Source organism: Thalassospira sp. MCCC 1A02898, assembly GCF_001618185.1.
GTDB classification, from domain to species: domain Bacteria; phylum Pseudomonadota; class Alphaproteobacteria; order Rhodospirillales; family Thalassospiraceae; genus Thalassospira; species Thalassospira tepidiphila.
Window position 1 is genome coordinate 137178 of sequence record NZ_LPXK01000012.1, and the last position, 26335, is coordinate 163512.

Annotated in this window: 22 protein-coding genes; 10 read left to right on the forward strand and 12 right to left on the reverse strand. The window is 56.0% G+C overall.

What is annotated here, in order from left to right:
* Positions 1–71: 71 nt before the first annotated feature.
* The 4 genes from AUQ41_RS15070 to AUQ41_RS15085 are packed head-to-tail and all read left to right on the forward strand — an operon-like array spanning position 72 to position 6846.
* Entirely contained in the window at positions 72–1112 is a 1041-nt protein-coding gene (locus AUQ41_RS15070) for a MoxR family ATPase (RefSeq protein ID WP_063089141.1), read from the forward strand.
* Positions 1113–2066, forward strand: a complete 954-nt coding sequence (locus tag AUQ41_RS15075) for a DUF58 domain-containing protein (protein ID WP_063089142.1) — start codon at positions 1113–1115, stop codon at positions 2064–2066.
* Positions 2063–4774 carry a DUF4159 domain-containing protein gene (locus tag AUQ41_RS15080; RefSeq protein WP_063089143.1) on the forward strand — a complete coding sequence of 904 codons (2712 nt, stop codon included), beginning with the start codon at positions 2063–2065 and terminating at the stop codon, positions 4772–4774. The genes AUQ41_RS15075 and AUQ41_RS15080 overlap by 4 nt, the downstream gene beginning before the upstream one ends.
* Positions 4771–6846 carry a hypothetical protein gene (locus tag AUQ41_RS15085; protein WP_063089144.1) on the forward strand — a complete coding sequence of 692 codons (2076 nt, stop codon included), beginning with the start codon at positions 4771–4773 and terminating at the stop codon, positions 6844–6846. Before AUQ41_RS15080 ends, AUQ41_RS15085 begins: the two co-directional genes overlap by 4 nt.
* On the opposite strand, the gene AUQ41_RS15090 is transcribed toward AUQ41_RS15085, so the two are convergent.
* Entirely contained in the window at positions 6847–7812 is a 966-nt protein-coding gene (locus tag AUQ41_RS15090) for a LysR family transcriptional regulator (protein WP_008889880.1), read from the reverse strand. It abuts the gene before it with no gap.
* Between the two features lie 150 nt (positions 7813–7962).
* On the opposite strand from AUQ41_RS15090, the gene AUQ41_RS15095 reads away from it, so the two are divergent.
* Positions 7963–8922 carry a glutathione S-transferase family protein gene (locus tag AUQ41_RS15095; protein WP_063089145.1) on the forward strand — a complete coding sequence of 320 codons (960 nt, stop codon included), beginning with the start codon at positions 7963–7965 and terminating at the stop codon, positions 8920–8922.
* A gap of 78 nt (positions 8923–9000) precedes the next feature.
* Here the strand turns inward: AUQ41_RS15095 and AUQ41_RS15100 are convergent, their stop codons facing one another.
* The 9 genes from AUQ41_RS15100 to AUQ41_RS15140 all read right to left on the reverse strand — a co-directional run bounded on the left by AUQ41_RS15100 (position 9001) and on the right by AUQ41_RS15140 (position 18380).
* Positions 9001–9504 carry a F0F1 ATP synthase subunit B gene (locus AUQ41_RS15100; RefSeq protein ID WP_063089146.1) on the reverse strand — a complete coding sequence of 168 codons (504 nt, stop codon included), beginning with the start codon at positions 9502–9504 and terminating at the stop codon, positions 9001–9003.
* A 4-nt stretch (positions 9505–9508) separates the two neighbouring features.
* On the reverse strand, positions 9509–9994 hold the full coding sequence (locus AUQ41_RS15105) for an ATP synthase subunit B' (RefSeq protein WP_008889877.1): 486 nt from the start codon (positions 9992–9994) through the stop codon (positions 9509–9511).
* A gap of 74 nt (positions 9995–10068) precedes the next feature.
* Positions 10069–10293 (reverse strand): ATP synthase subunit C family protein, encoded by a 225-nt coding sequence (locus tag AUQ41_RS15110; RefSeq protein ID WP_007089066.1) that lies wholly within the window; start codon positions 10291–10293, stop codon positions 10069–10071.
* Between the two features lie 60 nt (positions 10294–10353).
* On the reverse strand, positions 10354–11076 hold the full coding sequence (locus AUQ41_RS15115; protein ID WP_008889876.1) for a F0F1 ATP synthase subunit A: 723 nt from the start codon (positions 11074–11076) through the stop codon (positions 10354–10356).
* Between the two features lie 21 nt (positions 11077–11097).
* The gene (locus tag AUQ41_RS15120; protein ID WP_040823076.1) at positions 11098–11463 is read right to left on the reverse strand and encodes an AtpZ/AtpI family protein; all 366 of its coding nucleotides are present in this window, start codon (positions 11461–11463) and stop codon (positions 11098–11100) included.
* Between the two features lie 449 nt (positions 11464–11912).
* Positions 11913–13244, reverse strand: coding sequence for a bifunctional 2-polyprenyl-6-hydroxyphenol methylase/3-demethylubiquinol 3-O-methyltransferase UbiG (locus AUQ41_RS15125; RefSeq protein ID WP_063089147.1), 1332 nt, complete (start codon positions 13242–13244; stop codon positions 11913–11915).
* 88 nt (positions 13245–13332) lie between these two features.
* Entirely contained in the window at positions 13333–16866 is a 3534-nt protein-coding gene (gene smc, locus AUQ41_RS15130; protein WP_063089148.1) for a chromosome segregation protein SMC, read from the reverse strand.
* Positions 16867–16939: 73 nt separating this feature from the next.
* Positions 16940–17536, reverse strand: a complete 597-nt coding sequence (locus tag AUQ41_RS15135) for a DsbA family protein (protein ID WP_063089149.1) — start codon at positions 17534–17536, stop codon at positions 16940–16942.
* A gap of 232 nt (positions 17537–17768) precedes the next feature.
* A complete protein-coding gene (locus AUQ41_RS15140; RefSeq protein WP_063089150.1) occupies positions 17769–18380 on the reverse strand; it encodes a DUF721 domain-containing protein in 612 nt (203 codons plus the stop codon).
* 77 nt (positions 18381–18457) lie between these two features.
* On the opposite strand from AUQ41_RS15140, the gene mutY reads away from it, so the two are divergent.
* The gene (gene mutY, locus AUQ41_RS15145; RefSeq protein WP_083952865.1) at positions 18458–19537 is read left to right on the forward strand and encodes an A/G-specific adenine glycosylase; all 1080 of its coding nucleotides are present in this window, start codon (positions 18458–18460) and stop codon (positions 19535–19537) included.
* A gap of 93 nt (positions 19538–19630) precedes the next feature.
* Here mutY and AUQ41_RS15150 read toward each other — a convergent pair whose 3' ends face one another.
* Both AUQ41_RS15150 and AUQ41_RS15155 read right to left on the reverse strand, forming a co-directional pair.
* Positions 19631–19840 (reverse strand): hypothetical protein, encoded by a 210-nt coding sequence (locus AUQ41_RS15150; RefSeq protein WP_232308412.1) that lies wholly within the window; start codon positions 19838–19840, stop codon positions 19631–19633.
* 141 nt (positions 19841–19981) lie between these two features.
* Positions 19982–21082, reverse strand: a complete 1101-nt coding sequence (locus tag AUQ41_RS15155; protein WP_063089153.1) for a site-specific DNA-methyltransferase — start codon at positions 21080–21082, stop codon at positions 19982–19984.
* A 477-nt stretch (positions 21083–21559) separates the two neighbouring features.
* Here AUQ41_RS15155 and AUQ41_RS15160 point away from each other — a divergent pair, with 477 nt between their 5' ends.
* From AUQ41_RS15160 to AUQ41_RS15175, 4 genes are all read left to right on the forward strand, one after another.
* Positions 21560–22567, forward strand: a complete 1008-nt coding sequence (locus AUQ41_RS15160) for a BMP family protein (protein ID WP_063089154.1) — start codon at positions 21560–21562, stop codon at positions 22565–22567.
* A gap of 131 nt (positions 22568–22698) precedes the next feature.
* Positions 22699–24315: an ABC transporter ATP-binding protein gene (locus AUQ41_RS15165; RefSeq protein WP_063089155.1), complete on the forward strand. Its 1617-nt coding sequence runs from the start codon at positions 22699–22701 to the stop codon at positions 24313–24315.
* The gene (locus tag AUQ41_RS15170) at positions 24312–25382 is read left to right on the forward strand and encodes an ABC transporter permease (RefSeq protein WP_063089156.1); all 1071 of its coding nucleotides are present in this window, start codon (positions 24312–24314) and stop codon (positions 25380–25382) included. Before AUQ41_RS15165 ends, AUQ41_RS15170 begins: the two co-directional genes overlap by 4 nt.
* An 11-nt stretch (positions 25383–25393) precedes the next feature.
* Positions 25394–26335: an ABC transporter permease gene (locus tag AUQ41_RS15175; protein ID WP_062955907.1), complete on the forward strand. Its 942-nt coding sequence runs from the start codon at positions 25394–25396 to the stop codon at positions 26333–26335.

Here is a 26335-nt window from a genome sequence, read left to right on the forward strand (position 1 = left end):
TATGCGATTTCATCTGCGTTCTCTGGCCTGCCAACGCCTGCACTGCAACATAGGAAGCACAGTCAACCGCCATGACAAACGCGCCACAATTCCCCGAAGAAATGGGTTTCTCCCAGGAAAGCAGTCTTGAACGCGATGCAGCCCGTCTGGACGAGTGTGTCGCACGGCTGGCCGAAGCCCGCAAAATGATTTCCAGTATTATATTTGGGCAGAATGATGCCGTAGAGCAAACACTTATCGGCATTTTATCCGGTGGACATGTGCTGATGGTCGGTGCACCGGGCCTTGGCAAGTCGCTTCTGGCGCACACGCTGGGCAAGGTTCTTGGCCTGCTTGACAAACGTGTTCAGTTCACACCCGATCTGATGCCCGCCGATATTCTGGGTTCCGAAGTTCTTGAAGAAGGGGCAGACGGCAAACGCGCGTTTCGCTTTATCAAGGGACCGGTATTTTGCCAGTTGCTTTTGGCCGATGAAATCAACCGTGCCAGCCCGCGTACTCAATCGGCCCTGTTGCAGGCAATGCAGGAACGCGAAGTCTCGGTTGCCGGTTACAGCCACAAACTGCCCGAACCGTTCCATGTTCTGGCCACCCAGAACCCGTTGGAGCAGGAAGGCACCTATCCCCTGCCCGAAGCACAGCTTGACCGTTTCCTGCTTGAAGTCCGGCTCGGCTATCCCGATGCCGATGAAGAACGCAAGATCGTGACCGAGACCACCGGACGGTATCCGGCCCGCCCACGACAGGTTCTTCAAACCGATGATCTGGTTGAGGCACAGGACTTTGTCCGCCGCCTGCCGATGCCGGACCGGGTTCTTGATACCATCATTGCCCTGTGTCGCGAATGCCGCCCGGAAAGCACATCGCTTGCCGATATTCGCGAAAATGTCGCATGGGGCCCGGGCACACGTGCGGCACAGGCCTTGTCACTGGCGTGCCGGGCGCGTGCGATGCTGTTTGGCCGCTTTGCCCCTTCGATCGAGGATATCGAAGAACTTGCCGTTCCTGTTTTGCGCCATCGTTTTGGCCTGACCTATGGCGCACGCGCCGAAGGCTTTACCGCCAAGGGGCTGATTACCGATGCGCTTGCCCACCTGCAGGAGAAAAACTAGTTGGTCACCGCCCCCGTGCAGGATCATGTTGCCGCCGCCCGCGCCCTTGCGGCAAGACTGCCACAGCTGATTGATGAGTCGCGCCGGACGGCCATCAGTCTGCGTAGTGGCCTGCATGGCAATCGCAAGGTCGGACCGGGCAGTGATTTCTGGCAATTCCGCCCGTATGTTCCCGGCGATCCAACCAACCAGATTGACTGGCGGCGGTCTGCGCGCAGCGAACATACCTTCATCCGCCAGACCGAATGGCAGGCCAGCCATAATTACTGGATCTGGCCGGTACTTTCGCCATCGACCTATTGGGCATCAAGTGACAAGCTGCCGTCGAAGGCCGAACGCACCCTGATCATATCCATCGCATTGGCCGACCTTCTGATCCGCAACGGCGAAACCGTTGGCACCTTTGATGGCGAACGTACGCGCATCACATCGGCAGAGCATCTTGAAAAACTCGGTCACGCGATGCTGGCAAGTCCGCAAAGCATCGCGGACCAGGCGACAAACATTCACCCCGGTCGCAAACATTCGGTGCTGATCCTTGGCGACTTCCTTGAATTTGCGGATCAAAGCGAACAGTCAGGACGCACTGTGCGGCGCTTGGGCCAGTATCAGAATGACGGTGCGCTGGTACAAATTCTTGATCCTGCGGAAATCGCCCCGCCATTTCAGGGGCGGGTTGATCTGTTTGATACCGATGATCAGATGATCTTTCGCAGCGAAAAGTTCGAAGACCTCACAGAGGGCTATAAACAGCGCGCCCAGAAATGGCGGGCACTGGTCCGCGATGCCGCGCGCCAGAATGACTGGCTTTATGACCGGCATGTCACATCCGAGAGTGCCAGCCCGACATTGCTGGCCCTGTATCAGCATCTGAGCGAACGACAAAATCAAAGCGGATCGAACGGGCGCGGACGCCCTAACCTGCATCGCCATAACACGCAGGAGATGTCATGAGCCTGTCGGCCATCACATTCCTGTATCCTGCGATGCTGGCCGGGCTGCTGGCATTGCCGATTGTCTGGCTTTTGATCAGATCGGCACCGCGGTCACCCAAAACCGTTATCTTCCCGGCTGCGCGTATTTTGCGCGGTCTTAAAAGCAAACGCCGCGATATTCAGCGCGCGCCGATCTGGCAAACCATTCTGCGCTGTCTGATCCTGACGCTTCTGATCATTGCCGCTGCCCGCCCGGTGATGAACCGCAATGATTTTGCCGCCAATGATGGTGCGATATTGATCATTGCCGATAATGGCTGGGACAGTGCGGCGAACTGGCGGCAATACCGCACGGCATTGCAACAGATCGCCAATCAGGCCCGGTTCGAGTTGCAAACGGTCTATATTGCCCAAACCGCGCCCGAGGCCGCAGGTGCCACCACATGGAAACTTCCAGACATTGTCGGGCCGGTATCGCCCAACGATACCAAAAACCTGTTTGATCGCTTGCAGCCACGTCCTTGGCCATCGGATTATGCCGCCCTTTCGGATTTGATTTCCGAACGCCCCGAAATGAACCGGGCTGTCGGCAGCATCTTGTGGTTAACCAGCGAGATGGACAGCCCCGGCAAGACCAAAATCGCATCCGAGTTGCTTGATATCGCGCCAATCACAACGATTTCACCGACTATTACCGACCGTATCGCCATCCGGTCGCTTAGCCGGTCCGGTACCGGCATGTTGGCAACGCTGGCCCATAATCGCGACGATCAACCGCGTGAGATTAATCTGCTGGCCCGCGGCGAACGCGGCAATGTGATCCTGCGTCACACGGTGGAAATTACACCTGACAGCGATCAAAGCGATGTCGCCATTCTTTTGCCGCGTGATATTTCCAACGCCATTCAATCCGTGGGCATTGAGGGGGTCGAAAGTGCCGCATCGGTATTTCAGACCGGTGCGCGCTGGCAACAACGCCGGGTTGGCGTCGTAGTCAGTTCTGGCGATGGTCCGGGGGTTTTGTCTGATCAGTATTTCTTCCTTGATCGGGCGCTTTCGCCCTATGCCGATGTGACCTATGCGCCGCTTGGAACGTTGCTTGAAGACAAGGTCGATGTTCTGGTCTCCGCCGGTCCGATTTCAGGACTAGGCAGCCAGTTTGACGCGCTGGAACGCTGGGTCAATGAAGGCGGCATGCTGGTGCGGTTTGCGGGCGACAGTTCATCGCAGATCGGTAACGATTTCCTGCCCGTCACGCTTCGACTTGGTAACCGCGACTTTGGCGGGTCAATGTCGTGGGAAAAGCCCAAAAGGTTGCTCGACTTTCCGGACAACAGCCCGTTCCACGGGATCGAAGTGCCTGACGACATCACGGTCACGCGACAATTACTGGCCGAACCCGACCCGGACATTGTCAGCAAGACATGGGCACGTTTGACCGATGGTACGCCCCTGATCACCAGCACACCGCGCAATGCCGGACGGATTGTTCTTTTCCATGTCACGCCATGGGCGGACTGGTCGAACCTTCCGATGTCGGGCCTGTTTGTAGAGCTGTGGCAGCGGCTGCTTCCCCTTGCCAGTCCGAGCAATCGCAGCGATGCCGAACTGCAAAGCAGCCTGCCTGCCCAGACCATTCTGGACGGTTTCGGCCGACCTCATCAGCCAGACGCCTTGATCCTGCCAGTTCAAACCCCGCTTCCGACACCCAACCCGCGCCATCCGCCGGGCATTTACGGCGAGAACGGACAGGCGGTTGCACTGAACCTTGGCCCTTCACTTTCCGATATCGGCCGCGATGTGGTTTGGCCATCGGGTATCAGCACACGCGAAATCACCGATCAGAGCCAGGTTGACCTTGCCGCCCTTTGCCTGTTGGCCGCCTTTATCCTGATCTTGTTTGATGCCGCGATTTTGCTTGTGCTGAACAATGTGTCGCTGCGGCGCAGTCGACGCAGCAATGCCCTGACATCGCTTTTGTTGACCGCAGTCCTGACGGGTGTGGCCGCCGCCAGCGTAATGATGCCCGCAGCATCCATGGCGGCAACACTGCCCGAAGCAGCCCTGCAACCGCGTCTGGCTTACCTTGAGACAGGGAATGCGCCGGTAGATCGCCTGAGCCGTGCCGGGATGACCGGCCTGACCGAAATTTTACGCCGACGTAGTGCAGCAGACCTCAACACCGTCGATGGCGTTAATCCGGAAACCGACGAGCTTAGTTTCTATCCGCTGATCTATTGGCCGTTGGTTGACGGGCAGGAACCGTTTTCCGAACGCGCACAGGAACGATTGAACCGTTATCTGAATAATGGTGGCATGATCCTGATCGACAGCCGGGATCGCGAAGTCCAACCGGCGCGCTTGCGGCGTCTTTTGGCCGGGTTGGAAGTCCCGCTTTTGGATCGTGCGCCAAGTGATCACATCCTGTTTCGCAGTTTCTATCTGCTTGACCATGCCTTTGGCCGGTTTTCCGAGCCTCTGTGGCTTGATGCCCGCCCCAGTCAACGTCTGGACGGGGTTGCATCGGTTCTGTTTGGCGGTAATGACTGGGCATCGGCCTGGATCATTCCCGAAGGCCGCGATGAACTGCGCAGCGAAGACATATCCCCTCGGCAGCGCGAAATGGCCTATCGGTTTGGTGTCAATCTGGTGATGTATGCCCTGACCGGCAGCTACAAGGGCGATCAGGTCCATATCCCGGCCATTCTGGAAAGGTTGGGCCGATGAACCAGGGATGGCAAAACCTTCAGATTTCCCCGCTCCTCGACATTACCATCCTGCAAGGCTTGGCTGTTTTGTGTTTGGTTGCCGTCATTGTCTTCACGATTTTCCGCCTGCGCGGCACGGTTTGGCGCGGGGTGGTGATGGTGCTGGTTCTTTTGGCCCTTCTGGCACCGCAATTTACCGACCGTGAAAGCGAAAAACTAAGCGATATCATTCTGGTGCTTGTCGACCGATCGGCTAGTCAGGATATCGCAAACCGTGCGGCACAAACCGATGCGGCGATTGCCGAACTGCAAGATCGCTTTGCCGAGGATCCATCGGTGGAGCTTCGCTTTGAAGATGTTCCTGGCGATACAGATACCCGCATGTTTGCCGTCCTTGACCGGTTGCTGGGCGGGTTGCCACGCGAACGGCTGGGGGGTGTCATGATGATTACCGACGGGCAGGTTCATGATGTGCCAAGCAGCCTTGATCTGAACGCGCCATTGCATGTTTTGATCAGTGGCGGGCGCGATGAACGTGATCGCCGGTTGGTCATCCGCCAAAGTGCCGATTACGGCATTGTCGGCAAGGATGCCGAATTCATGATCGAGGCGGTCGATCCGCAACTGCCGCCCGGCACGGCGATCCCGGTACGGATGCTGCTTGAAGACGGTACGGAACGTGAAATTGCCCTGCCCGCCAACGAACAACGCCGGGTCAGCATCCCGGTGCCTCATGCCGGATCGGTTCTTGCCGAATTGCGTATGGATACGCTTGAGGAAGAAACCGACAAATCCAACAACCGGCTGATCCTTGAAACAACCGGTGTGCGTGATCGTTTGCGCGTTTTGTTATTATCTGGTGAACCCCACCCGGGCGAGCGGGCCTGGCGCAACCTTTTGCGGGCTGATCCGGGGGTCGACCTTGTGCATTTCACGATTTTGCGCCCGCCAGAAAAGGGCGACGACACGCCGATCAATGAACTGGCGCTAATCCCGTTTCCGATCCGCGATCTGTTTGAAGTACGCCTGCGTCAATTTGATCTGATCATTTTTGACCGCTATCAGATGCGCGGCGTCTTGCCGCCGCACTATCTTGAAAAGGTCGTTGATTTCGTCAAATGGGGTGGCGCGGCATTGGTCGTCGCCGGGCCGGAATATGTCGGGCCGGACGGGCTTGCCAGCACGGCGTTGAATGATCTGATGCCTGCCACCCCGACCGGCCGGGTTATCGAGCAGGCCTTTGTCCCCCGTGTTAATCAGGCCGGCCGCCTACACCCGGTTACAACCGCCATTGCCGGATCCCCCAACACGCCCCCGAAATGGGGCCAATGGTATCGTCAGATCGAAACGCGAATTTCTGATCCCGATGCGATGACGCTTCTGACCGGTGTGGATGACCTGCCACTTCTGACCATGCAACGGGTCGAGGAAGGCCGCGTGGCAATGCTGAGTTCTGATCAGATGTGGCTTTGGCAGCGCGGCCATGATGGCGGTGGTCCTGTGGTAGAGTTGCTGCGGCGGTTGTCACACTGGCTGATGAAGGAACCAGCCCTTGATGAAAACACCGTGCTGACCGAACGCAGCCCGGATGGCGAAAGCCTTATCCTCAATTGGCGCAAGATCGGCGCGGCCCCCGAAGCAGCCAGCGTGATCAATCCGGAAACCGGCGAACAGATCAATGCCGCGTTCGAACAACTGCCCGATCAATCCTGGCAGGCGACTGTTCCGATTGAAACCCGCGGCCTGATCCGGGTTCGGGTGCGTGATCAGGATGATCGCAGCCAAACCGCGTTGCATGTTGATCGTGATGTCCTGACCGCCGAAACCCGAAACACCAATTCCACTCCGGATCTGTTGGCCGGGCTGGTGGCGGAAAATGATGGATATATCGGCCGGATCGAAGATGGGTTGCCCGATTTCCGCCATGTGCCCGATGACCGTATCTGGCATGGCAGCAACTGGGCCGGGTTCCTTCAGACCAACAGTTTCAAGACCGTGATTGGCGGCATTACAAACTTGCTGCCGATCCCGTTTGTCGCGCTTTTGATCGGGGCAATCTGTTTGTTGGGCTGGCGCGTCGAAAGCAAGTGATTAGGGCCGTGGTCTTTGACGGCCACGCCCTTCGCGATATTCCGCACAGGCTTCCTGATGGAAGTTACACAATCCGCCTTTGAATTTTTCGACCAGAAAATCGATAAACACACGCACCTTGCTGGGCAGGTGGCGGCGTTCGGGATAGACCGCGTAAATACCACCACTGCTAAGCGGATCGTAATCATGCAGGATGCGGACAAGACGCCCTTCGCTCAGCGCCTCCGCAACGATGAATTCAGGTTCACGGGCAATGCCAAGGCCGCGAATGGCCGCGACGGATGTGAATTCACCATTGTTGCATGACATCACCGGATTAACCCGGACTGAGACCTGACCATCAGGTCCATCAAAGTCCCAGATATTCGGGCTTGGTACGTTGGTGTAGGAAATCGTTCGGTGTTCGGCCAGTTCCTGTGGCGTTTTGGGTTCGCCATACTGTTCCAAATAACCCGGTGAGGCCACGACATGGCCGGTAAAATCGGCCAGTTTGCGGGCGATCAGGCTGGAATCCTTAAGCCGGGTGATGCGTATCGCCATATCAATCCCCTCGGCCACCAGATCAACCATATGATCGGCCAGATGGATATCGACATGCAGCCCGGGATACTTATCCATGAACTCGGTCACCAGTTGCGGCAAATACATCTGCCCAAAGGTCAGGGGGGCTGAAATACGCAATGTGCCGCGCGGCGTGCCGCGCAAATCCGTCAGCGCATGTTCGGCTGTTTCGATTTCTTCAACCACGCGCGCGCAGTGCTGATAGAAGGTCGACCCGGCATCCGTCAGGCTGAGCCGACGGGTGGTTCGGTTCAGAAGCCGGATGCCAAGGTTGTCTTCAAGCTTGGTTACATGTTTGCTGACCGCGGATTTGGACATGCCAAGCTTGCGCGCCGCACCGGAAAAACTGCGTTCCTCGACGACACGGGCAAAGACGGTCATGCCGTCAAGATTTCCGATCAGCATTATGCGGCTCCTGAGCGGGGTACTGTTGCGCAATTGGAAACAAATTAATGTCACATCAACGGATTGTCTTCAACGCGCAAATAAGCACAATAAAGCCTAACCGCGGCAGAATGCCTGCCAGAACCGATTAACAAAATTTGGGAAACGGACATGGGATTACTTGTCGACGGAGTCTGGCACGACAAATGGTATGACACCAAAAGCAACGGCGGAAAATTCAAACGCCAGGATTCAGCTTTTCGCAACTGGGTGTCTGCCAATCAGGATGCCGAGTTTCCGGCCGAAAAGGGCCGCTACCACCTGTATGTATCCTACGCCTGCCCCTGGGCCCATCGCACGCTGATCTTCCGCGCCCTTAAAGGACTGGAAGACATGATCAGTGTATCGGTTGTTCATTGGCACATGGGTGAGAACGGCTGGAAGTTTGATCGGGACGCGGGCCTTCCCGACCATCTCGAAGACCGTGACTTCATGCATCAGGTCTATACCGATGCGATGACTGATTACACCGGTCGCGTCACCGTGCCGGTGCTTTGGGACAAGAAGACCAACAAGCTGGTCAGCAATGAGTCGGCTGAAATCATCCGCATGCTTAACAGCGCGTTTGACGATCCTGGCGCAACGACGGTCGATTTCTATCCCGAAGATTTGCGCGGTGAAATCGATGCAGTGAACGAACGCGTTTATCACGATGTGAATAACGGCGTTTACAAATCCGGCTTTGCCACCACGCAGTCTGCCTATGAAGAAGCCGTCACCACGCTGTTTGATGCGCTTTACTGGCTTGAAGAACGCCTTTCAAAGCAACGCTACCTTGTTGGCAACCGGCTTACCGAAGCCGACTGGCGCCTGTTCACAACCTTGTTGCGCTTTGATCCGGTCTATCACGGCCATTTCAAATGCAACCTGCGCAAGCTCAATGAATATCCCAATCTTTGGGCCTATACCCGCGATCTGTATCAACACCCGGGGATCAAAGAGACGGTCTTTATGGACCATATCAAGGGCCACTATTACGAAAGCCACCCGACGATCAATCCATCCGGCGTGGTACCATTGGGCCCGGTCCTCGACCTCGATGAACCGCATGGCCGCGAACATTTGTCCTGATCGTCAGGCAGACTGTCGAACAATAAAAAACCCCGCAGCATCGCTGCGGGGTTTTCAGTTTCCGGAAACCGGAAAAAATCAGTTCAGACGACCTTTGAGTTCCGCGATCGCGCTATCAACCAACTCGTCTGCCTTTGCACCAGAAACCTTGTCACTGACAAGGGCCATGGTGGCCTTGGCCGCGATTTCGGCAACATGTGCACGAACTTCGGCGATAGCCTGGCTTTCGAGGTTGGAGATACGGTCCAGAGCTTGCTGTTCACGACGTTTGAGCGCCGCTTTCAGTTCTGCCTGGGCGTTCTCGAGCATACGGTCGGCTTCCACCTTGGCATGCGCACGGATTTCGTCAGCTTCCTTAAGCGCTTCACGCTGTTTGGCCTGATAATTGGCCAGAAGCTCCTGGGCTTCTTCGCGAAGACGCTGTGCTTCGTCCAGTTCGTCGGAAATCTTCTGTGCACGTTTATCAAGTGCGCTCGAGATCCCTTTGACGGCTTTGAACCCGCCAAAACCGACGACCAGCACGAAAGAAAGCGTGGTCCAGGTGTATGGATCGGTAAGGAAAGTAACCTCTTGGGTTGCCATTGTCTTACTCTCCTACGATTGCCGAAACAGCCTTGTCGGCAGTTTTGGCCTGAACCTTGACACCGATAAGTTTGTCGGTTGCTTCACGGGCAATTTCCGATGCTGCTTCTGCAACACCCGTCATTGCATCCGCTTTGGCGTCCGCAATTGCCTTCTCGGCATCAGATGTCTTTTTAGACAGCTTCTTGACCATAGCTTCGGTTTTCTTAGCCTGCTCTGCAGCAGCCTTTTCCGATGCTTCGCGAATGTCAGCCTGAGCGGCTTCACGAGCTTCTGCCAGAGCAGCCTCGTATTTCGCGATGGCGGCATCGGTTTCGTCTTTCAACGCCCGAGCCTTGCCAAGGTTGTCTTCGATGGTTTTTTGACGGCGTTCAAGAACTTCACCAACCTTCGGCAGCGCAATTCTCGACATCAGAAAATACAAGATGGCGAAAATGACGAACAGCCAGAAGATCTGTTCTGAGAACGTCGCAATATCAAACTGCGGCATAGCCTACTCCCGAATTCAACGACGCCGGCGAGGGAGTGCCTCGCCGGGCCGTGTATTCGCGCAAAAGGCGCCGATTAGCCGAACAGAACGATCAGCGCAACGACGAGTGCGAACAGTGCAATAGCTTCGGTAACAGCAAAGCCGATCCAGCCATACAGTTCAACGTCGCCTTTTGCAGCCGGGTTACGGCCAACAGTCGCAATCAGGCTCGACCAGATGTTACCAACACCGATACCGGCACCAATCATGCCAATAGCAGCCAGGCCAGCACCGATCATCTTAGCAGCATCGAGTTCCATAACTTCACCCTTTCGAATTTCTTAAAGGCAATCAGAAGAGATCACACCAAACCACACACATCAGTGCATGTGGATTGCATCATGGAGATAGATGCAGGTGAGAATTGTGTAGACGTAAGCCTGAAGCGCAGCAATGCCAAACTCCAGAACAGTAATCCCCGTCAGCAAAGCAAAGGGAAGCACGCCGAGAATGCCAATCAGGCCGACGAACCCACCGATAACTTTCAGCATGATGTGGCCGACGGTCATGTTCGCAAACAGTCGGATCGCCAGGCTGAACGGACGAGAGAAATAGGAGATGATTTCGATCGGGATCAGAATGATCGCGGTCGCAATCGGCGCACCTTCAGGGAAGAACATCCGAAGGTAATGCGTACCATGACGCATGAAGCCGATGACCGTCACACCGAGGAAGATCACCAGAGCCATCGCAAAGGTAACAGCGATGTGGCTCGTAAAGGTAAAGCTGTGCGGGATCATGCCAAGCAGGTTCCCGAACAGAACAAACATAAACAGCGTAAAGACGAACGGGAAATATTTGCGACCTGCGCTTCCCACGTTGTCCTTGAGCATATTGGCGACGAATTCGTACATCACCTCGGCAGATCCCTGCCAGCGGCCCGGAACCAGCGCGCCGCGACGCATCGAAAGCGTCATGAAGCCCGTTACGAGAACGGCTGCGATCACCATCCAAAGTGCGGAGTTGGTGAAGGAAATATCAATGCCGGCAACCGAAAGTTCGGCCAAGGGCTTGATTTCAAACTGCTCTAGCGGTCCAGCCACCGTAATCCTCGCTCAATATTATCAGGGTTCGGATTTGTCCCCGTTCCCCTGCTTGCGCTCCCCCATCGCACGACCAAGTCCGACAGCACTGTCAAAACCCTTGGCAACGCGATAAGCGTTCAAACCTCCGGCACCTGCTCCGAGAAAAACAAACAGAACAAGCAGCCAAGGTGTCGTATCAAGCACCCGATCCAGCGCCCAGCCAATCAGCAAGCCGACAAGAACCGCAGCGATCATTTCCGCCGAAATCCTCATGCCAAGCGCCATCCCTTGAGATGGTTTGCCGGTCGCCCGGTTCGGGCTGTGCAGTTCTTCTCGCTTGCCTGCTACGGCTGCCAGTTTGCTCTCAAGCTCTGCTAATGAAGCGCGATCTTTATCATCGCTCATTGTCGTGAACCCCGCTTTGGCAGCCCTGCAAACGTCGCAAGGAAATGCGCGGGCAACATACTTAGCACCCCATGGGCTGTCAAGCTGTAAAACCCCGTCTCCCCGGACCTTTGAAAACCGAAATAATAATAATTATTTCAGTCACTTAACCCCTTAAATGTGAAGGAAAACACTTTTAGAGTTAGGCAATAGTCGCAGTCAAAAGAATTGATAGTGATCTGTGCCACTGGCCTGCAACCGGCGGTTTTCCTTGGTTCCTGCCGGTTTTATCCCCTTTGACACTACAGATGACAAATTTGGTGTTTTTCACCGGGCCCCGGCAATTTGCCAAAATCAGGAGCGTTTTTGCCCAAAACCATGAAATATCGGTGGATTAAAGACAGTGGGCATTCCCGATTCACCCGCGGTCACCGAAGGACGTTTACAGGGGCACTACCCCCGTAAACCAATCAGATCTTGCGCACGCCAAGTGTCCGTTCACCGTCGGTTTTTTGCCAGCCGCCCGGCTTGGATGACAACATCCAATCGAACTTGTGAAACAGCGCCCACACAGCCCCCAATGTATTGATCGCAATCGAGTTCATATCAATCGGCTGGGTATCAAGAATTTCATCGCGCAGAATGGCGACAAGTTCTGCAACCGTCTTTTTGCCATCAAAGACCGCCAGCAAGCGGGCCAGATCCGGTCCACCGGTCAGGTCGACCGCGTTGCCGCTGCCGTCTTCGATCAGAACAGGTTGTCCGGCGAGTGCCACCAGATCATCAAAGAAGGTCTTGTTGGGCGGGACGAAGAAGTAAGGTGCCAGTTCCGCATCTGGCAGCATTTCGGCAGTTTGGCCCTTGTCTTCACGGGTCAGGTAGAATGCATGAAGCGGCATCGCGCCACTGAACCGTTCGCAAAAGGCCTGCTGGTCGCGGAGCGGCTTGGCCACCAATTCGCGCAGAATGGCCGGGTCACGCACCAGATTGTCGATCTTGTAATGCGCCTTGCCGGTTCCACCAAACCCGAAGAAACCCGTAAAGGCCGCAACATGAAGGCCCGCAGAAGACGCGAAATCATACACCCCGTGTACGTCATATGCGCATTCAACGGGATGAAGCAGCAAATCAACAATTTCCGGATCGTTTTCAAGCAACCCTTTGATAAAGCCCGGACCACCGCCCATTTTAAGTAGCATGTTGTCTTCGGGCAGGGCCGATAGCAATGTCCGCGTCATGGCCAACTGTTGCTGCAGGTCTTTGCCTTCCAGCAATGGCTCGATCATTTTGCGCCACTCGGTCACGGCAAGGCGCCCATGTTCGCCATAGACCATGATGCCCATCGCACCGTCGGCCTTAAGCACCGACGTCAAATCACGAAGGCCTTCTTCCGGGTCTTCAAGGTGGTGCAAGACACCGGCACAATTGATGTAATTAAATGGCTCAGGCTTGGATTTGGCAAATTCAGAGATGGTCTGATTGACGTAGGTGACGTTCGAAAGACCGCGTGCCTCGGCCCGGGCACGGGCGACCTTGGTACTGGCCGCGGACGGCTCGAGGTAGGTCACCGATCCACCGACATCGCGCAACTGTTCTGCCAGCCAGATCATCGAATCCCCGGTGCCGCCACCGGCAACCAGTGCGCGGAAGGTGGCATCAAATTCCTTTGTCCCGCCAAAGCAGTAATGATTGACCCGTGACAAGGTATCGATCGGCGGCATTAACAGGCGGTCTTTCTCCTGCCCTGGATCGCGCAACGGATAGGGAAACTGTTCGTAAAGCTCGCGCACTTTCTGGGACATTCGGCCTTCACCATCATTGAGTTTCAATGATGTGTAACATCGCGTGCCCTATCAGTTTATTAATGGATTGCTTAATAAGCGGCACGGATTAGCTGGTGAAGTCGAGTTCAGTCTGTTCTTTCTTGGAATAGACTTCTGCCTGATGCAGGTCGACCGAGACCAGCGAAGACACACCACGTTCGGCCATGGTCACCCCAAACAGACGGTTCATGCGGGCCATGGTCATACGGTGGTGGGTGATGACCAGGAAGCGGGTATTGGCATGACGGCCAATGGCCTCCAACAGCTTGCAGAACCGGTCAACGTTGGCGTCGTCAAGCGGGGCGTCAACCTCGTCAAGGACGCAAATCGGGGCCGGATTGGTCAGGAAGACGGCAAACAGTAGCGCCACCGCAGTCAGCGCCTGTTCGCCACCTGACAGAAGCGACAGATGCTGAAGCTTTTTGCCCGGCGGGGATGCCATGATTTCAAGTCCGGCTTCAAGCGGATCATCCGCATCAGTCAGCATCAGGTGCGCACCACCGCCACCAAACAGACGGACAAACAGTTGCTGGAAATGCTTGTCCACCTCGTCAAAGGCGGCCTTCAAACGGGCACGAGCTTCGCGGTTGAGCTGATTGATGCCATTGCGCAATTTTTCAATGGCAGCAATCAAATCATCGCGTTCAGACACCATGGTGTCTTTCTGTTCCTGCATCTCGGCCAGTTCGACCTCGGCACGCAGGTTAACCGCACCAAGATTTTCGCGTTCGCGGGTCTGGCGTTGCAGACGGGCTTCGATGTCGCCTTCGCTTGGCAGGTCCTTGGTCAGGTCAATCTTGCCAAGCTCAACCAACTGATCCGGCGTCGCATTGACACGTTCGCGGATACGTTCGATCAAATCGCGGCGATGCTGTTCGGCTTGCTCAAGCAGCGCTTCACAGCGCACGCGACCTTCACGGGCCTCGGCCAGTTTCTGTTCGGCTTCGCGCAGGTTGATATCGGCTTCACGCTGGGCATTTTCGGCGCGCTGCAATTCATCAGCGGCATCCTTGCGGGTTTGATCGGAAAGTTCGATCCGATCAGAAAGAATGGCACGCCGTTCTTCGATCTCTTCGGGCTTGAGTTCAAGCTCCTCGATCTCCATGCGGGCCTCTTCCTGGCGTTCGCGCAGTTCGGCAACCCGTTCACCGGCACCCGATGCACGTTCGTTCCATGTGGCAATTTCGTTTTCAACGAATTCAAGGCGCTTGCGCCGGCCTGACATGGTGCTTTGCATGCGTTCAAGCTGACTGCGGGCTTCCATATGGTCCGCACGCGCATCGGCAAGATTGGCGCGTTTTTCAATCAACTCAGCCTTGATTTCCATCAGGCCCTCGCTGCTTTCCTCTGGCAGGGCGGCGAGTTCTTCCTGTTCGGCAATCAGTTCATCGAGGTCCTGCTTGGCGCGTTTTTCGGCCTCTTCGGCGTTTTGAAGGCGGCTTTCAATCGCGCTGGCATCGCGTTTGATGTTGGCGATTTCTTCACGTGCAGATGACGCCGCGTTTTCAGCATCGCGCACCGCGCGGTGTGCTTCCTGTTCGGCCGTTCGGGCTGCTTCGATTTCTTCATCAAGGCGTTCGACATTTTCGCTGGCGATCTCGGCGCGCTCGCTTGCGGCTTCGACCACCGCATCGGCTTCTTCAAGTTCGCCGCGCAATTCATCAAGTCGGTTACGCTGGCGCAGACGGACCGCAGCGGGCAATTCCGCCCCGACCAGAATGCGATAGCCATCCCAACGCCAAAGTGCCCCTTCGCGCGACACAAGTCGCTGACCAACCTTGAGGTTTTTGGCAAGGAAGTTACCGGTTGCTTCGTCTTCCACAATGCCGATCTGCCACAGACGCCGGTTCAAAAGTGCGGGTGCTTCGACATATTTGGCAAGGGCCGCTACCCCGTCTGGCAGGGCCGGGTCATCAGTCGCCGGGTCAATGGCGGCCCAATGCATTGCGGCATCGGTTGCATCAGGGGCATCAAGGTCTTCACCAAGGGCGGCTGCCATCGCAAGTTCAAAGCCACTTTGAACCGTGATGTTTTCGATCACGCCGGGATATTTATCATCGTCACCGCCGCGCAGCAGGCTTTCAAGTGCGTCGATCTCCGCCGTGAGGCGCGCCTTGCGGCTTTCGGCATCACGCAGGGCATCGCGTGCATCACTTTCGGCGGTTTTCAGGCCATCTTCCCGATCACGCATTTCAGCCAGACGCATCTCGGCCTCTTCGACGGCCATTTTGCGCTGCTCGACCAGTTCCTCGCACTCTTCAAGATGCATGCTTGCTTCTTCAAGCACCTCGGAGAAGTCGGCTTCAATGCGGATATCATCAAGCTTGGCGACGGCCTCGTCATGGCGTTCGGTCAGACGCGCACGGCGGGCATTCAGTTCGCTGAGGCGCTGTTGCACCGATTTGAGGCGTGCCTCTTCCTCGGCGACCTTGTTGGTCATTTGATCAACATCGGCTTCCAGCTCTTCGACGCGCAGCGCCTTTTCGGAAGCCATTTCGCGCGCTTCATCAAGGGCGTCATCTTCACCGCCTTGGGCCTCGCGGAGTTCTTCACGCTCGTTCTTAAGCTTTTCAAGCGCGCCTTGCGCATCACTTGCCAGTTCGGCCTCACGCGCAAGGTCGGCATCAATTTGCTGAATACGGGCTCGCAATTGCCCCATCTGGGTTTCGATCTGGGCCTTGTCCTTATCAAGGCCTTCGCGCTCGATCAAAAGACGCTGCAGGGCGGCGGCTGCCTCAGCCTCTTTTTTGCGAAGATCGGGCAGGCTTGCGGCCACATGGGCCTGAACTGTGGTCGCCTCGGTCACCGACGAGGTCAGATCACGCACAGCACTTTCGCCCGCGACCAGCAATTCACGTGCGTCTTCCTGGCGTTTTTGCGCTTCGGACCAGCGGATGTGGAACAGCAATGCCTCGGTCTCGCGGACACTTTCGGATAGTTTGCGATACCGTTCGGCCTGTCTTGCCTGTTTTTGCAGGGAAGCAATCTGGCCATCAAGCTGCAACAGAACGTCTTCAAGACGTTCCATATTTTGTTCTGCGTTCTTAAGGCGCAATTCCGCCTCGTGGCGGCGTGAATGCAGGCCGGTAATACCAGCGGCCTCTTCGAGGATCAGGCGACGCTGGATCGGTTTGGCCCCGATCAGTGCACCGATTTTACCTTGGGAAACCATGGCATTTGACCGTGCACCGGTTGCAGCATCAGCAAACAGCAATTGCACATCACGCGCACGCACATCCTTGCCATTGACGCGATAGTTCGATCCACCGCCACGCTCGATACGGCGCGTGACTTCAAGCATATCGAAGTCGTTGAACATCGCGGGCGCCTTGCGCTCGCTATTATCAAGGGTGACGGATACTTCGGCGACGTTGCGAGCAGGACGGCTTGATGTGCCGCCAAAAATCACGTCGGACATGTCCGAGCCACGCATCTGCTTGGCCGATGTTTCCCCCATCACCCAACGCAATGCTTCGACAAGATTGGATTTGCCACAGCCGTTCGGGCCGACAACACCGGTCAGCCCGTCTTCAACCAATAAATCTGTTGAATCGACGAAGGATTTGAACCCCGTCAGCTTTAGCGATTTAAACTGGACCAATCATGTCCCCCGGTCCGACCCTGTCCCTTGTTGCCGGACACCACACATGCGGTGTCCGGCAGAATTGTTTTATTTAGTCGATAAGGTCTTCGACTTTTTCGATAAAGAATTCCGCGTCACGCGAACCGGCAATGGTGTCGCCATCAAGAACGAAGCTTGGCGTGGAATTGACGTTGAATTCCTGTTCGCCGCGCATGCGTGAGCCGACAATACCATCAATCAGTTCCTGATCGGCCATGCAGGCATCAACCGCATCACCGGTCATGCCGGCAAAGCGGACCACTTCCTTGATGCTGGCAATCGGGTCCTGCGAACGTGCCCAGGTCATCTGCGATTTGAACAGCATGCCAAGCACGCCGAAATAACGATCTTCGCCCGCGCACTGTGCGATTGCAGCCGCACGCAGCGCAACACCATCCAGAGGATAGTCGCGGAAGATCAGTTTCAGTTTGCCGGTATCAATCAGCTTTTCCTTGATCTCAGGCAGAACCTCGGTGTGGAAGGACGCACAATGCGGGCAGGTCAAAGATGCATATTCAATCATCGTGACCGGCGCATTTTCGTCGCCCAGCACATGTTCTTTCCATTCAACTGCCTGTGCCTGTTGGGTGCTTGCGACCCCAACCATCATCAAAAACGCACAAGCAAGAAACTTAACTGCCTTTAGCAAGGAAACCTCCGTTAAAACAAAGTTTTGTGATTACAAGCCTGTTGCAGCGCGCGAGTCAACACACCCCCGAAAACGGCTATGCCACCAACGAGTCGCCAAAGTGGTGCGCAATTGCGGCAACTCCGTGATCGTTCATTTCATGAAACTGATTCGATTATCGACGACGCGCAAGACAACAGATCGTGACCGCAGGGCAAGTTATCAAATGCCCAGGGTTACGGTCGTTCGGGCGTTATTTTTTGCCTGTTTTCGGGCGCAAACCGCCGCTTGCACCGGCGATGTGACGACCAAGGCGGGTCAGAACTTCGCGAAGATGCGGATCTTCGATCTTTTCGAGGTCGGCCTGACTAGTTGGGCTGATGTCGGCTTCGGGCACCTCGGTCGGGCGGTGAACGGTCCGTTCGGGCCGTGAAATATCACCCTGAAGCATCGTGATCTTGTTGATCGCGCGGTAGCCAAAATAACTGTTCACCCGTTCGATGATCTGCGGCATGCGGTGTTGCAGCTCAAGGGCTACCGGCCCGACAACCCGGATCAGCAAGGTACCACCGGCCATGCTTTCCTTGGGCGGCGGACTGTATTTCAGCGGCATGGTGTATTGTTCAAGATCACGCCCGACGATCTCGGCCCAATGCAGGATGATTTCCGTTTGGAAAAAGCCGCGCTTGCGCACCAGCGGCCGGGTCAGGTTGCCAACAAGGGGTGCAACATTACGCAGGCCCATCCGACGTTCCGAGCTGCCCAGCGGGACAAAGCCCTGCTTCTTTTTGGGCGCAACCGATTTGGATGCCTGATCCATCACCGAGCCACTTTTCGTACCAACACTATCTTTTTTCTTGCTCACGCCCGCTTCTTTCGTAGGGTCTGCATACCTTCGGACCAAAACTCTGCGTCCGCAAAACAACATAACACGGGATCGACGTGCATTTCACCCATCAGGATACCCAACGCCTCGCAGCAAGCATGCTGGAATGGTACGACCGCCATCACCGCACCCTGCCCTGGCGATCAGAACCCGGCGATACGCCAGATCCCTATCATGTCTGGCTCAGCGAAATCATGCTGCAACAAACCACCGTGCAAACGGTGGGGCCATATTTTGCTGCATTCTTGAAACGCTGGCCAACCGTGACCGATCTTGCCAATGCCGAACTTGATGATGTTTTGCATGCCTGGCAGGGGCTTGGATATTATGCGCGGGCGCGCAACCTGCATAAATGCGCCAAGGTTGTCGCATCGGAATATGACGGTGTTTTTCCCGATACAGAGGAAGGGTTGCTGAAACTGCCGGGCATCGGTCCCTATACCGCCTGCGCGGTTGCCGCCATTGCCTTTAACCGCCATGCAAGCCCGGTGGATGGCAATATCGAACGGGTGATTTCACGCCTGTTTGCGCTGGAAACGCCGTTGCCCGACGTCAAACCGGAAATCAAGGAAAAGTCGGCTGCCCTGACGCCAGCCGACCGCCCGGGCGATTATGCCCAGGCATTGATGGATCTGGGAGCGACGGTTTGCACACCGCGCAATCCGGCATGCGCCATTTGCCCATGGCAGGCCGATTGTGAAGGCCGCAAATCAGGGATCGCGCCCGACCTTCCCAAGAAACTCAAGAAAGAACCCAAACCAACCCGGGTTGGCTATGCGTTTTGGATCCGGCGTGAAGATGATGGCCGCATCCTTGTGCGTCGCCGCCCGGAAAAGGGATTGCTGGGGGGCCTGTATGAAGTGCCGGGCAGTGACTGGCGCGCGATTGACGCACCCGATGATGTGATGTTGTCCGAGGCACCGGTTTCCGCCAATTGGTCGGAACTCGACGGTACGGTCGGACACACCTTCACGCATTTCCATCTCAATGTCAGCGTGCTGGCCACGACCCTCCCCGTTGCGGATGCAGATAAACTTGACGGCAGCTGGACAACCATTGACGGGCTTTCGGATTTTGCCCTGCCGACCATCATGAAAAAGATCGTCCGTCATGCCCTGAAATACGGGCCAGCCTGAGCTGAATAGCTGTGCCGAATGAAAGCACCGCAATTAAAAAAGGCCCGTGGTCGGAACCACGGGCCTTTTGTTTTTGAACCTCGCGCGGCGCGATCAGGCGTAAATGTCGATCACCTGTCCACGGCCCTCTGTCGGGGTCGGCGCTGCCTGCTGCGACGTTTCGGTTTCTGCTGCTTGCTCGATCCGCTGTGTCGGCGGTGAATTCAGGTCGTTGTTACCCGTTTCAGCAATTGGCGCGGCTGCCTGCTGAATTTGTACCGGGTTGGGTGCGTATGCTGCACCCCCTACTGCACCTGCTTGCATATTCTTCTCCATCTATCCTTGCGGATAAGTTTGATGATCGGAATATAGCAAGAATTTTGCCCAAAAGCAAAACCGGCGGGTTTTGCAACCACGCCGGTTCTTTTAGGCATCAAGGATTTAGCCGAAGTTTTTCGGCTTGGATCAGGCGGGGACCTGACCCATTTCCTTACGCAGCTGACTGCGCAGATTGTCGATCGAAACCAGTCGGCCATCGCACTTGTAATGCCAATAAGTCCAACCATTACAAGCCTGTGCGCCCTGAACGTGGGCACCGATCTGATGGATCGAACCGGCATTGTCCTTGTGACTGATCGAGCCGTCAGCACGCACCATGGCGGCAACATTGCCCCGGTTGTCATAGATCTTGTCCCCCGGCGAAAGCAGGCCACGTTCGATCACAGCACCAAACGGGATACGCGGCAGGGAACGCTTCGACTCGGTCAGCTCAAGGCTGTCGCCATCAAGCATCTGAACTTTGGAAATACGTTCGCGCGCAGCCTCGGCATAGCTTTCTTCGCGTTCCAGACCGATGAAGTGACGACCCAGGCGACGTGCGGCTGCACCGGTGGTGCCGGTGCCAAAGAACGGATCAAGCACCACATCACCCTGGCGGGTGGTCGCCATCAGAACACGCTGCAGCAATGCTTCGGGCTTCTGGGTCGGATGGACCTTCTTGCCCTTGTCATCCTTAAGACGTTCCGAGCCAGAGCAAATCGGCATCAACCAGTCAGAGCGCATCTGCAGGCCTTCATTAAGCTGCTTCATCGCTTCGTAGTTAAAGGTGATGGCCTTTTGCTCTTCGCTTTTGGAGCACCACAGAAGGGTCTCGTGCGCGTTGCAGAAACGCTTGCCGCGGAAGTTCGGCATCGGGTTGGTTTTGCGCCAGACGATATCATTTAGGATCCAATACCCGATATCTTGGAGCATGTTACCAACACGATAAATGTTGTGATACGAACCGATCACCCAGATCGCACCGGTGTCCTTAAGCACGCGGCGCGCCGCCGTCAGCCAGTCACGGGTGAACTCGTCATAGTGACGGAAGCTGTCGAACTGATCCCAATGATCGTCAACAGCGTCGACCTTGGAATTGTTCGGGCGCAGAAGATCGCCGCCAAGCTGAAGGTTATAGGGCGGATCGGCAAAAATCAGATCGACGGATTTTTCCGGCAGGCTATTCATCAGCTCGATGCAATCGCCAACCATCACCTGATCAAGTGGTAAAGATGTCTTTTTTGTCATGATGCCTTCTAGGTTCCCCCTTGAAATCTTGATGAAAGCATCAACCGAAATAGTTAATGAAAGAGTTAACCGACTCCGAAATTTTTCAAGGATTCGCATTGTGTTAGAAAGTGCGTCACCTGTTTAGACAATCTTAACCGCTATGCCCGAAAAACCGGAAGATTTTGCCCCTGCAACCGCATGATCATAAATGCGGTTGGTACAGCCCGGACTCGGGTATCGGGCCTGCGCGAAACAGCACCAATCGGCACCGGGATATCCACCGATCACCTTTTGGCTGCGCAGAAACCTGCCAATTGCACGCGTTAATTCACCCTAAACCCCGTTCATTCCCAAATACTTACACCAAAGAGTGGAAAACTGACCATTTGGACAGAAGGTGCTTTGCCTCTTTTGTGATCGCGTATACAATCTGCTCACAATCTATGCAAAAGGTTGAGTTTCGCATAACGGCAATAAATCCGCAGGGGGACAAAAATGAAGTCTGGTACTTTCCGCCTATCGCGTCGTGCCATGCTGTCGGCCATCGCTGGCGCAGCCGCCGTCGTATCGTTTCGCTTTGGCGCACCGGCCGAGGCCGCCGATCCGCTCAAGGTTTCGGCAATCTACACTGTTCCGGTCGAACAGCAGTGGGTATCGCGCATTCACAAGGCGCTTAATGCTGCCGAAGCACGTGGCGATATTTCCTATGAATTTTCCGAAAACGTCGCCAACACCGACTATGAGCGCGTCATGCGCGAATATGCCGAAAACGGTTCCGACCTGATCGTTGGTGAAGTATTCGGCGTTGAACGTGCTGCGCGCAAGGTTGCGGCCGACTATCCGGAAACCGCGTTCCTGATGGGGTCAAGCTTTGCGCCGGACGGGGAAAACTTCTCGGTCTTTGATAACTTCATCCATGAGCCGAGCTACCTTGTCGGCATGGCGGCTGGCAAGGCGACCGAAACCAACAAGATCGGCATGGTTGGCGGTTTTGCCATCCCGGAAGTGAACCGTCTGATGCATGCCTTCATGGCAGGTGCGAAATCGGTCAATCCGGATGTCGAATTCATGGTGACCTTCATCAATAGCTGGTATGACCCGCCCAAGGCGAAAGAAGCAGCCTTTGCCATGATCGATAGCGGTGCGGACATCATGTATGCCGAACGCTTTGGCGTTTCCGATGCCGCCAAGGAACGCGGTATTCTGGCCGTTGGCAACGTGATCGACACCGCGGCTGATTATCCGGGTACCATTCTGGGTTCCGCACTTTGGCACATGGAAGCCACCATTGACCACGCCATCGAGGCGGTCAAAGCCGGTGAATTCAAGGCCGAAGATTACGGCAAGTTCAGCTACATGGAATATGGCGGCGGTTCTGTCGTTCTCGATCCGGCACTGCTGCCGGACGGCACGGTTGAAGAAGTCGAAGCCAAACAGGCTGAAATCCTTGATGGGTCCTTCACGGTCGACGTAAACGACGAAGAACCGAAATCATCAATGTAAGATTTCGCTGAAATCACTGGGCAGTTCGGTTAAACAATCGAACTGCCCTTTGTCATTTACGACATAATACCCACCACAAAGCTGCCCACTGCCCCACAGCGTGACGCATAAAAACAAAACGGATTACCCGAATGTCATCTGCTGCGCACACATCATCCGAAACGTCGCAAGACCTGCTGCTGTCGCTGGCAGGTGTCACCAAAAGATTTGGCCCACTCGTTGCCAATGACGCCATCGACCTAACCGTTCACAAGGGCGAAATCGTTGCCCTTCTCGGGGAGAACGGCGCTGGTAAAACCACCTTGATGAATATTCTGTTCGGTCACTATGTCGCAGATGAAGGCACCGTTACGGTTGCCGGTCGCGATGGTAACCTTGAACAGCTTGAACCGGGCGCCCCGCAGGCAGCCCTTGATGCCGGGATCGGCATGGTTCACCAGCATTTCACACTGGCTGAAAACCTGACCGGGCTTGATAACATCGTCCTTGGGACCGAACCGATTTTCAGGCTCCGTCGTGATCGCAGTACGGCGCGTGCAAAGCTTGGCGACCTGATGTCCGGATCGGGGCTTAATGTCGATCTTGATCAGCCAGTGCACAAACTGACTGTTGGCGAAAAGCAGCGCGTTGAAATCCTCAAGGCGCTTTATCGCAATGCGCGGCTTTTGGTTCTTGATGAACCCACCGCTGTTCTGACACCGCAAGAAGCCGACAGCCTGTTTGCCATCCTGCGCAAACTTGCCGCAACCGGCCTTGCGGTGATCATCATCGCCCACAAGCTGGCCGAGGTTCTTGCTGTTTCGCACCGGATTGCGGTGCTGCGCGGCGGGACAAAGGTTGGCGAAATGAAAACCAGCGATGCAAACCATAAATCCATCGCTGAACTGATGGTCGGTCGCGAAGTTCCCGCCAGCCGCCGTACACCGCGCGCGCCGGGAAAACCGGTTATCACCCTTGCCGATGTGACCATTGATCGCGGAGATTCCCGCCGGTCCCTGCATGGGGTGAATGTTACTGCCCGGGAAGGCGAAATTCTTGGCATCGCCGGGGTATCGGGCAATGGGCAGGCGGCGCTCGCACAGCTCATCGCCGGGCTCGACAAACCCGATAGCGGCACAGTCGAAATATTTGGCGAAAAAGTCACCAAGTTTGATGCCCACACCTTCGCCCAAAACGGCATAGCGCGCATCCCCGAAGATCGCCATCACGACGGTATGGTCGGATCCATGACGGTGGCTGAGAACATCGCGATCGAAGATGTCCGAAGCCCGGAATACCAGAAACTAGGCTTCCTTGATTTTGAAGCCATCCGCAAACGTGCCGAGCATGCGATTGCCGATTATGATGTGCGCTGCCCAGGTCCCGATGCCCCGGCGCGCCTTTTGTCCGGCGGCAATATCCAGAAACTGATCCTGGCGCGTGTCTTGGAAAAATCGCCCAAGCTGATCCTTGCCAATCAGCCGTCACGTGGCCTTGATGTCGGCGCGCAATCCGAAGTCCATCGTCGCTTGCTGGAAGCCCGCCAGGGCGGGGCGGCAGTGATCCTGATTTCCGAAGACCTTGATGAACTTCTGACCATTTCCGATCAGATCGCGGTGATCCATGCCGGGCACATAACGCCAGCCATGCCAACCGATAGCATTGATCGGTCCGAGCTTGGCCTGATGATGGCCGGACAAAAAGCCGCCTCACATGCCCCCGATGCCACTCCTGCAACGACGACCACCAATCCGGGAGAAACGGCATGATCCGCTTTGAACCCCGCAGTAATCCCGGCCCGTTTCTTGTTTATGGCGTGCCGGTTTTGGCCGCAGCCATCGCCATTCTTCTGGCCGCCATTCCGCTGGCGCTTGCCGGTGCGCCGATCGTTGAGGCCTATGGCCTTATGATCAGCGGTGCGTTTGGCTCCGTCTTCTCGACCTCGGAAATGCTCACCCGTGCAACGCCGCTGATCCTGACCGGGCTTGCGGCGGCCATCGCATTCCGCGCCAAGCTTTGGAACATTGGCGCCGAAGGCCAGCTTTACATGGGGGCGATGGCCGCCGTTGCTGTTGGTTCTGGTGTGATTGACGGTCCAAGCTGGGTAATGATCCCGGTCGTGATTATTGCCGGTATGATTGCTGGTGCGCTTATGCTGATCGGACCGACGCTTTTGAAGACCCGCCTTGGCGTGGACGAGGTCGTCACCACCCTTCTTTTGAACTTTATCGTGTTGTTGTTCGTGCAGATGATGCTTGAAGGGGCGCTTAAAGATCCGATGTCGATGGGCTGGCCACAGTCCGAACCGATCATTGATAGTGCGGCCTTCCCTGCCCTTCTGGAACGCATGCGGGTTCATATTGGCCTGATCATCGCACTTGTTTCGGCGGTCGCACTGGCAATTTTCGTCAAACGCACGGTTTGGGGTTTTGAAATTCGTGCGGTTGGGGAAAATGCCGCTGCTGCCAGATTTTCCGGCATTTCGGTGACCAAAACCATGATCCTTGTCGCCGCCCTGTCAGGTGGTTTGGCGGGGCTTGCCGGGGTGTCGGAAGTGGCCGGAACGCGTGGCTATCTGGCAACGGATCTGTCGCCTGGTTATGGCTATGCCGGAATTGTGGTCGCTATGCTTGCCCGTCTGTCACCCATCGGCGTAATTGCATCGGCGTTGTTTGTTGCATCGGTCTTTGTCGGTGCAGATTCCATGAGCCGTGCAATTGGCGTTTCAAGCTATCTGGCCGATCTGATCGTTGCCATGGCGTTACTGTGCGTTTTGATCGGCGGGTTCCTGACCCGGTTTAGGGTTCACTTTGATCGCAAATCGGCGCAGGGCTAAGGGGAAAGACCATGGAAATCATCGATATTCTTCTTGCCGCCAGCTTCTGGGAAGCCGCCATTCGCATCGCGACCCCGTTGATCTTTGGCGTGTTGGGCGCATTGATTTGCGAACGCGCCGGTGTGCTTAACCTTGGGATCGAGGGTATTTTTACCGCCGGTGCCATGGCCGGCTGGATGGCTGTATGGCTGGGTGCTGGTCTTTGGGGTGGTGTATTGGTTGCAGCCCTTGCCGGTGGATTTTTTGGCCTGATCCATGCGATCCTGACTGTGCCGCTGGGGCTAAGCCAGCATGTGTCGGGTATCGGGGTGACGTTGCTTGCCACCAGTCTGTCCTATTTCACCTATCGCACGGCATTGCCCGATGTTTCGTCCCCGCCGCGGATTGAGCCGTTCCGTCCGCTTGATATCCCGTTCCTGTCCGACCTGCCCTTCATCGGTCAGGCACTGTTTTCGCAAACGGCCATGACGATGCTGGCCCTTGTTCTGGTGTTTGTCACCGGCTGGGTTTTGTATCGCACCCCACTTGGTCTTGCGATCCGGGCTGTTGGCGATAACCCGTCCTCGGTCGAGGCACAGGGACTTTCGGTTTATGGGCTGCGCATCGGGGCGGTCGTTGTCGGATCATCACTGATGGCACTGGGCGGGGCGTTCCTGACCATGTCGGCGTTTGATGCGTTCTTCTTTGGCATGATCAATGGCCGTGGCTGGGTCTGTATTGCGCTGACCGTATTTGCCAGCTGGCGACCCGGTAAGGCATTGATCGGGGCGTTGCTGTTTGGGGCGTTTGATGCGTTTCAGGTGCGCCTGCAGACAGAGGTCGGCGCATTCCTGCCATCGCAGGTTTTCCTGATGATGCCCTATATCCTGTCGATCATTGCGCTTATTGTTGTCGCCCGCAAAGCCGATTACCCCAAGGCGCTTCTTGTGCCATGGTTCAAGGGCCAGCGTTAA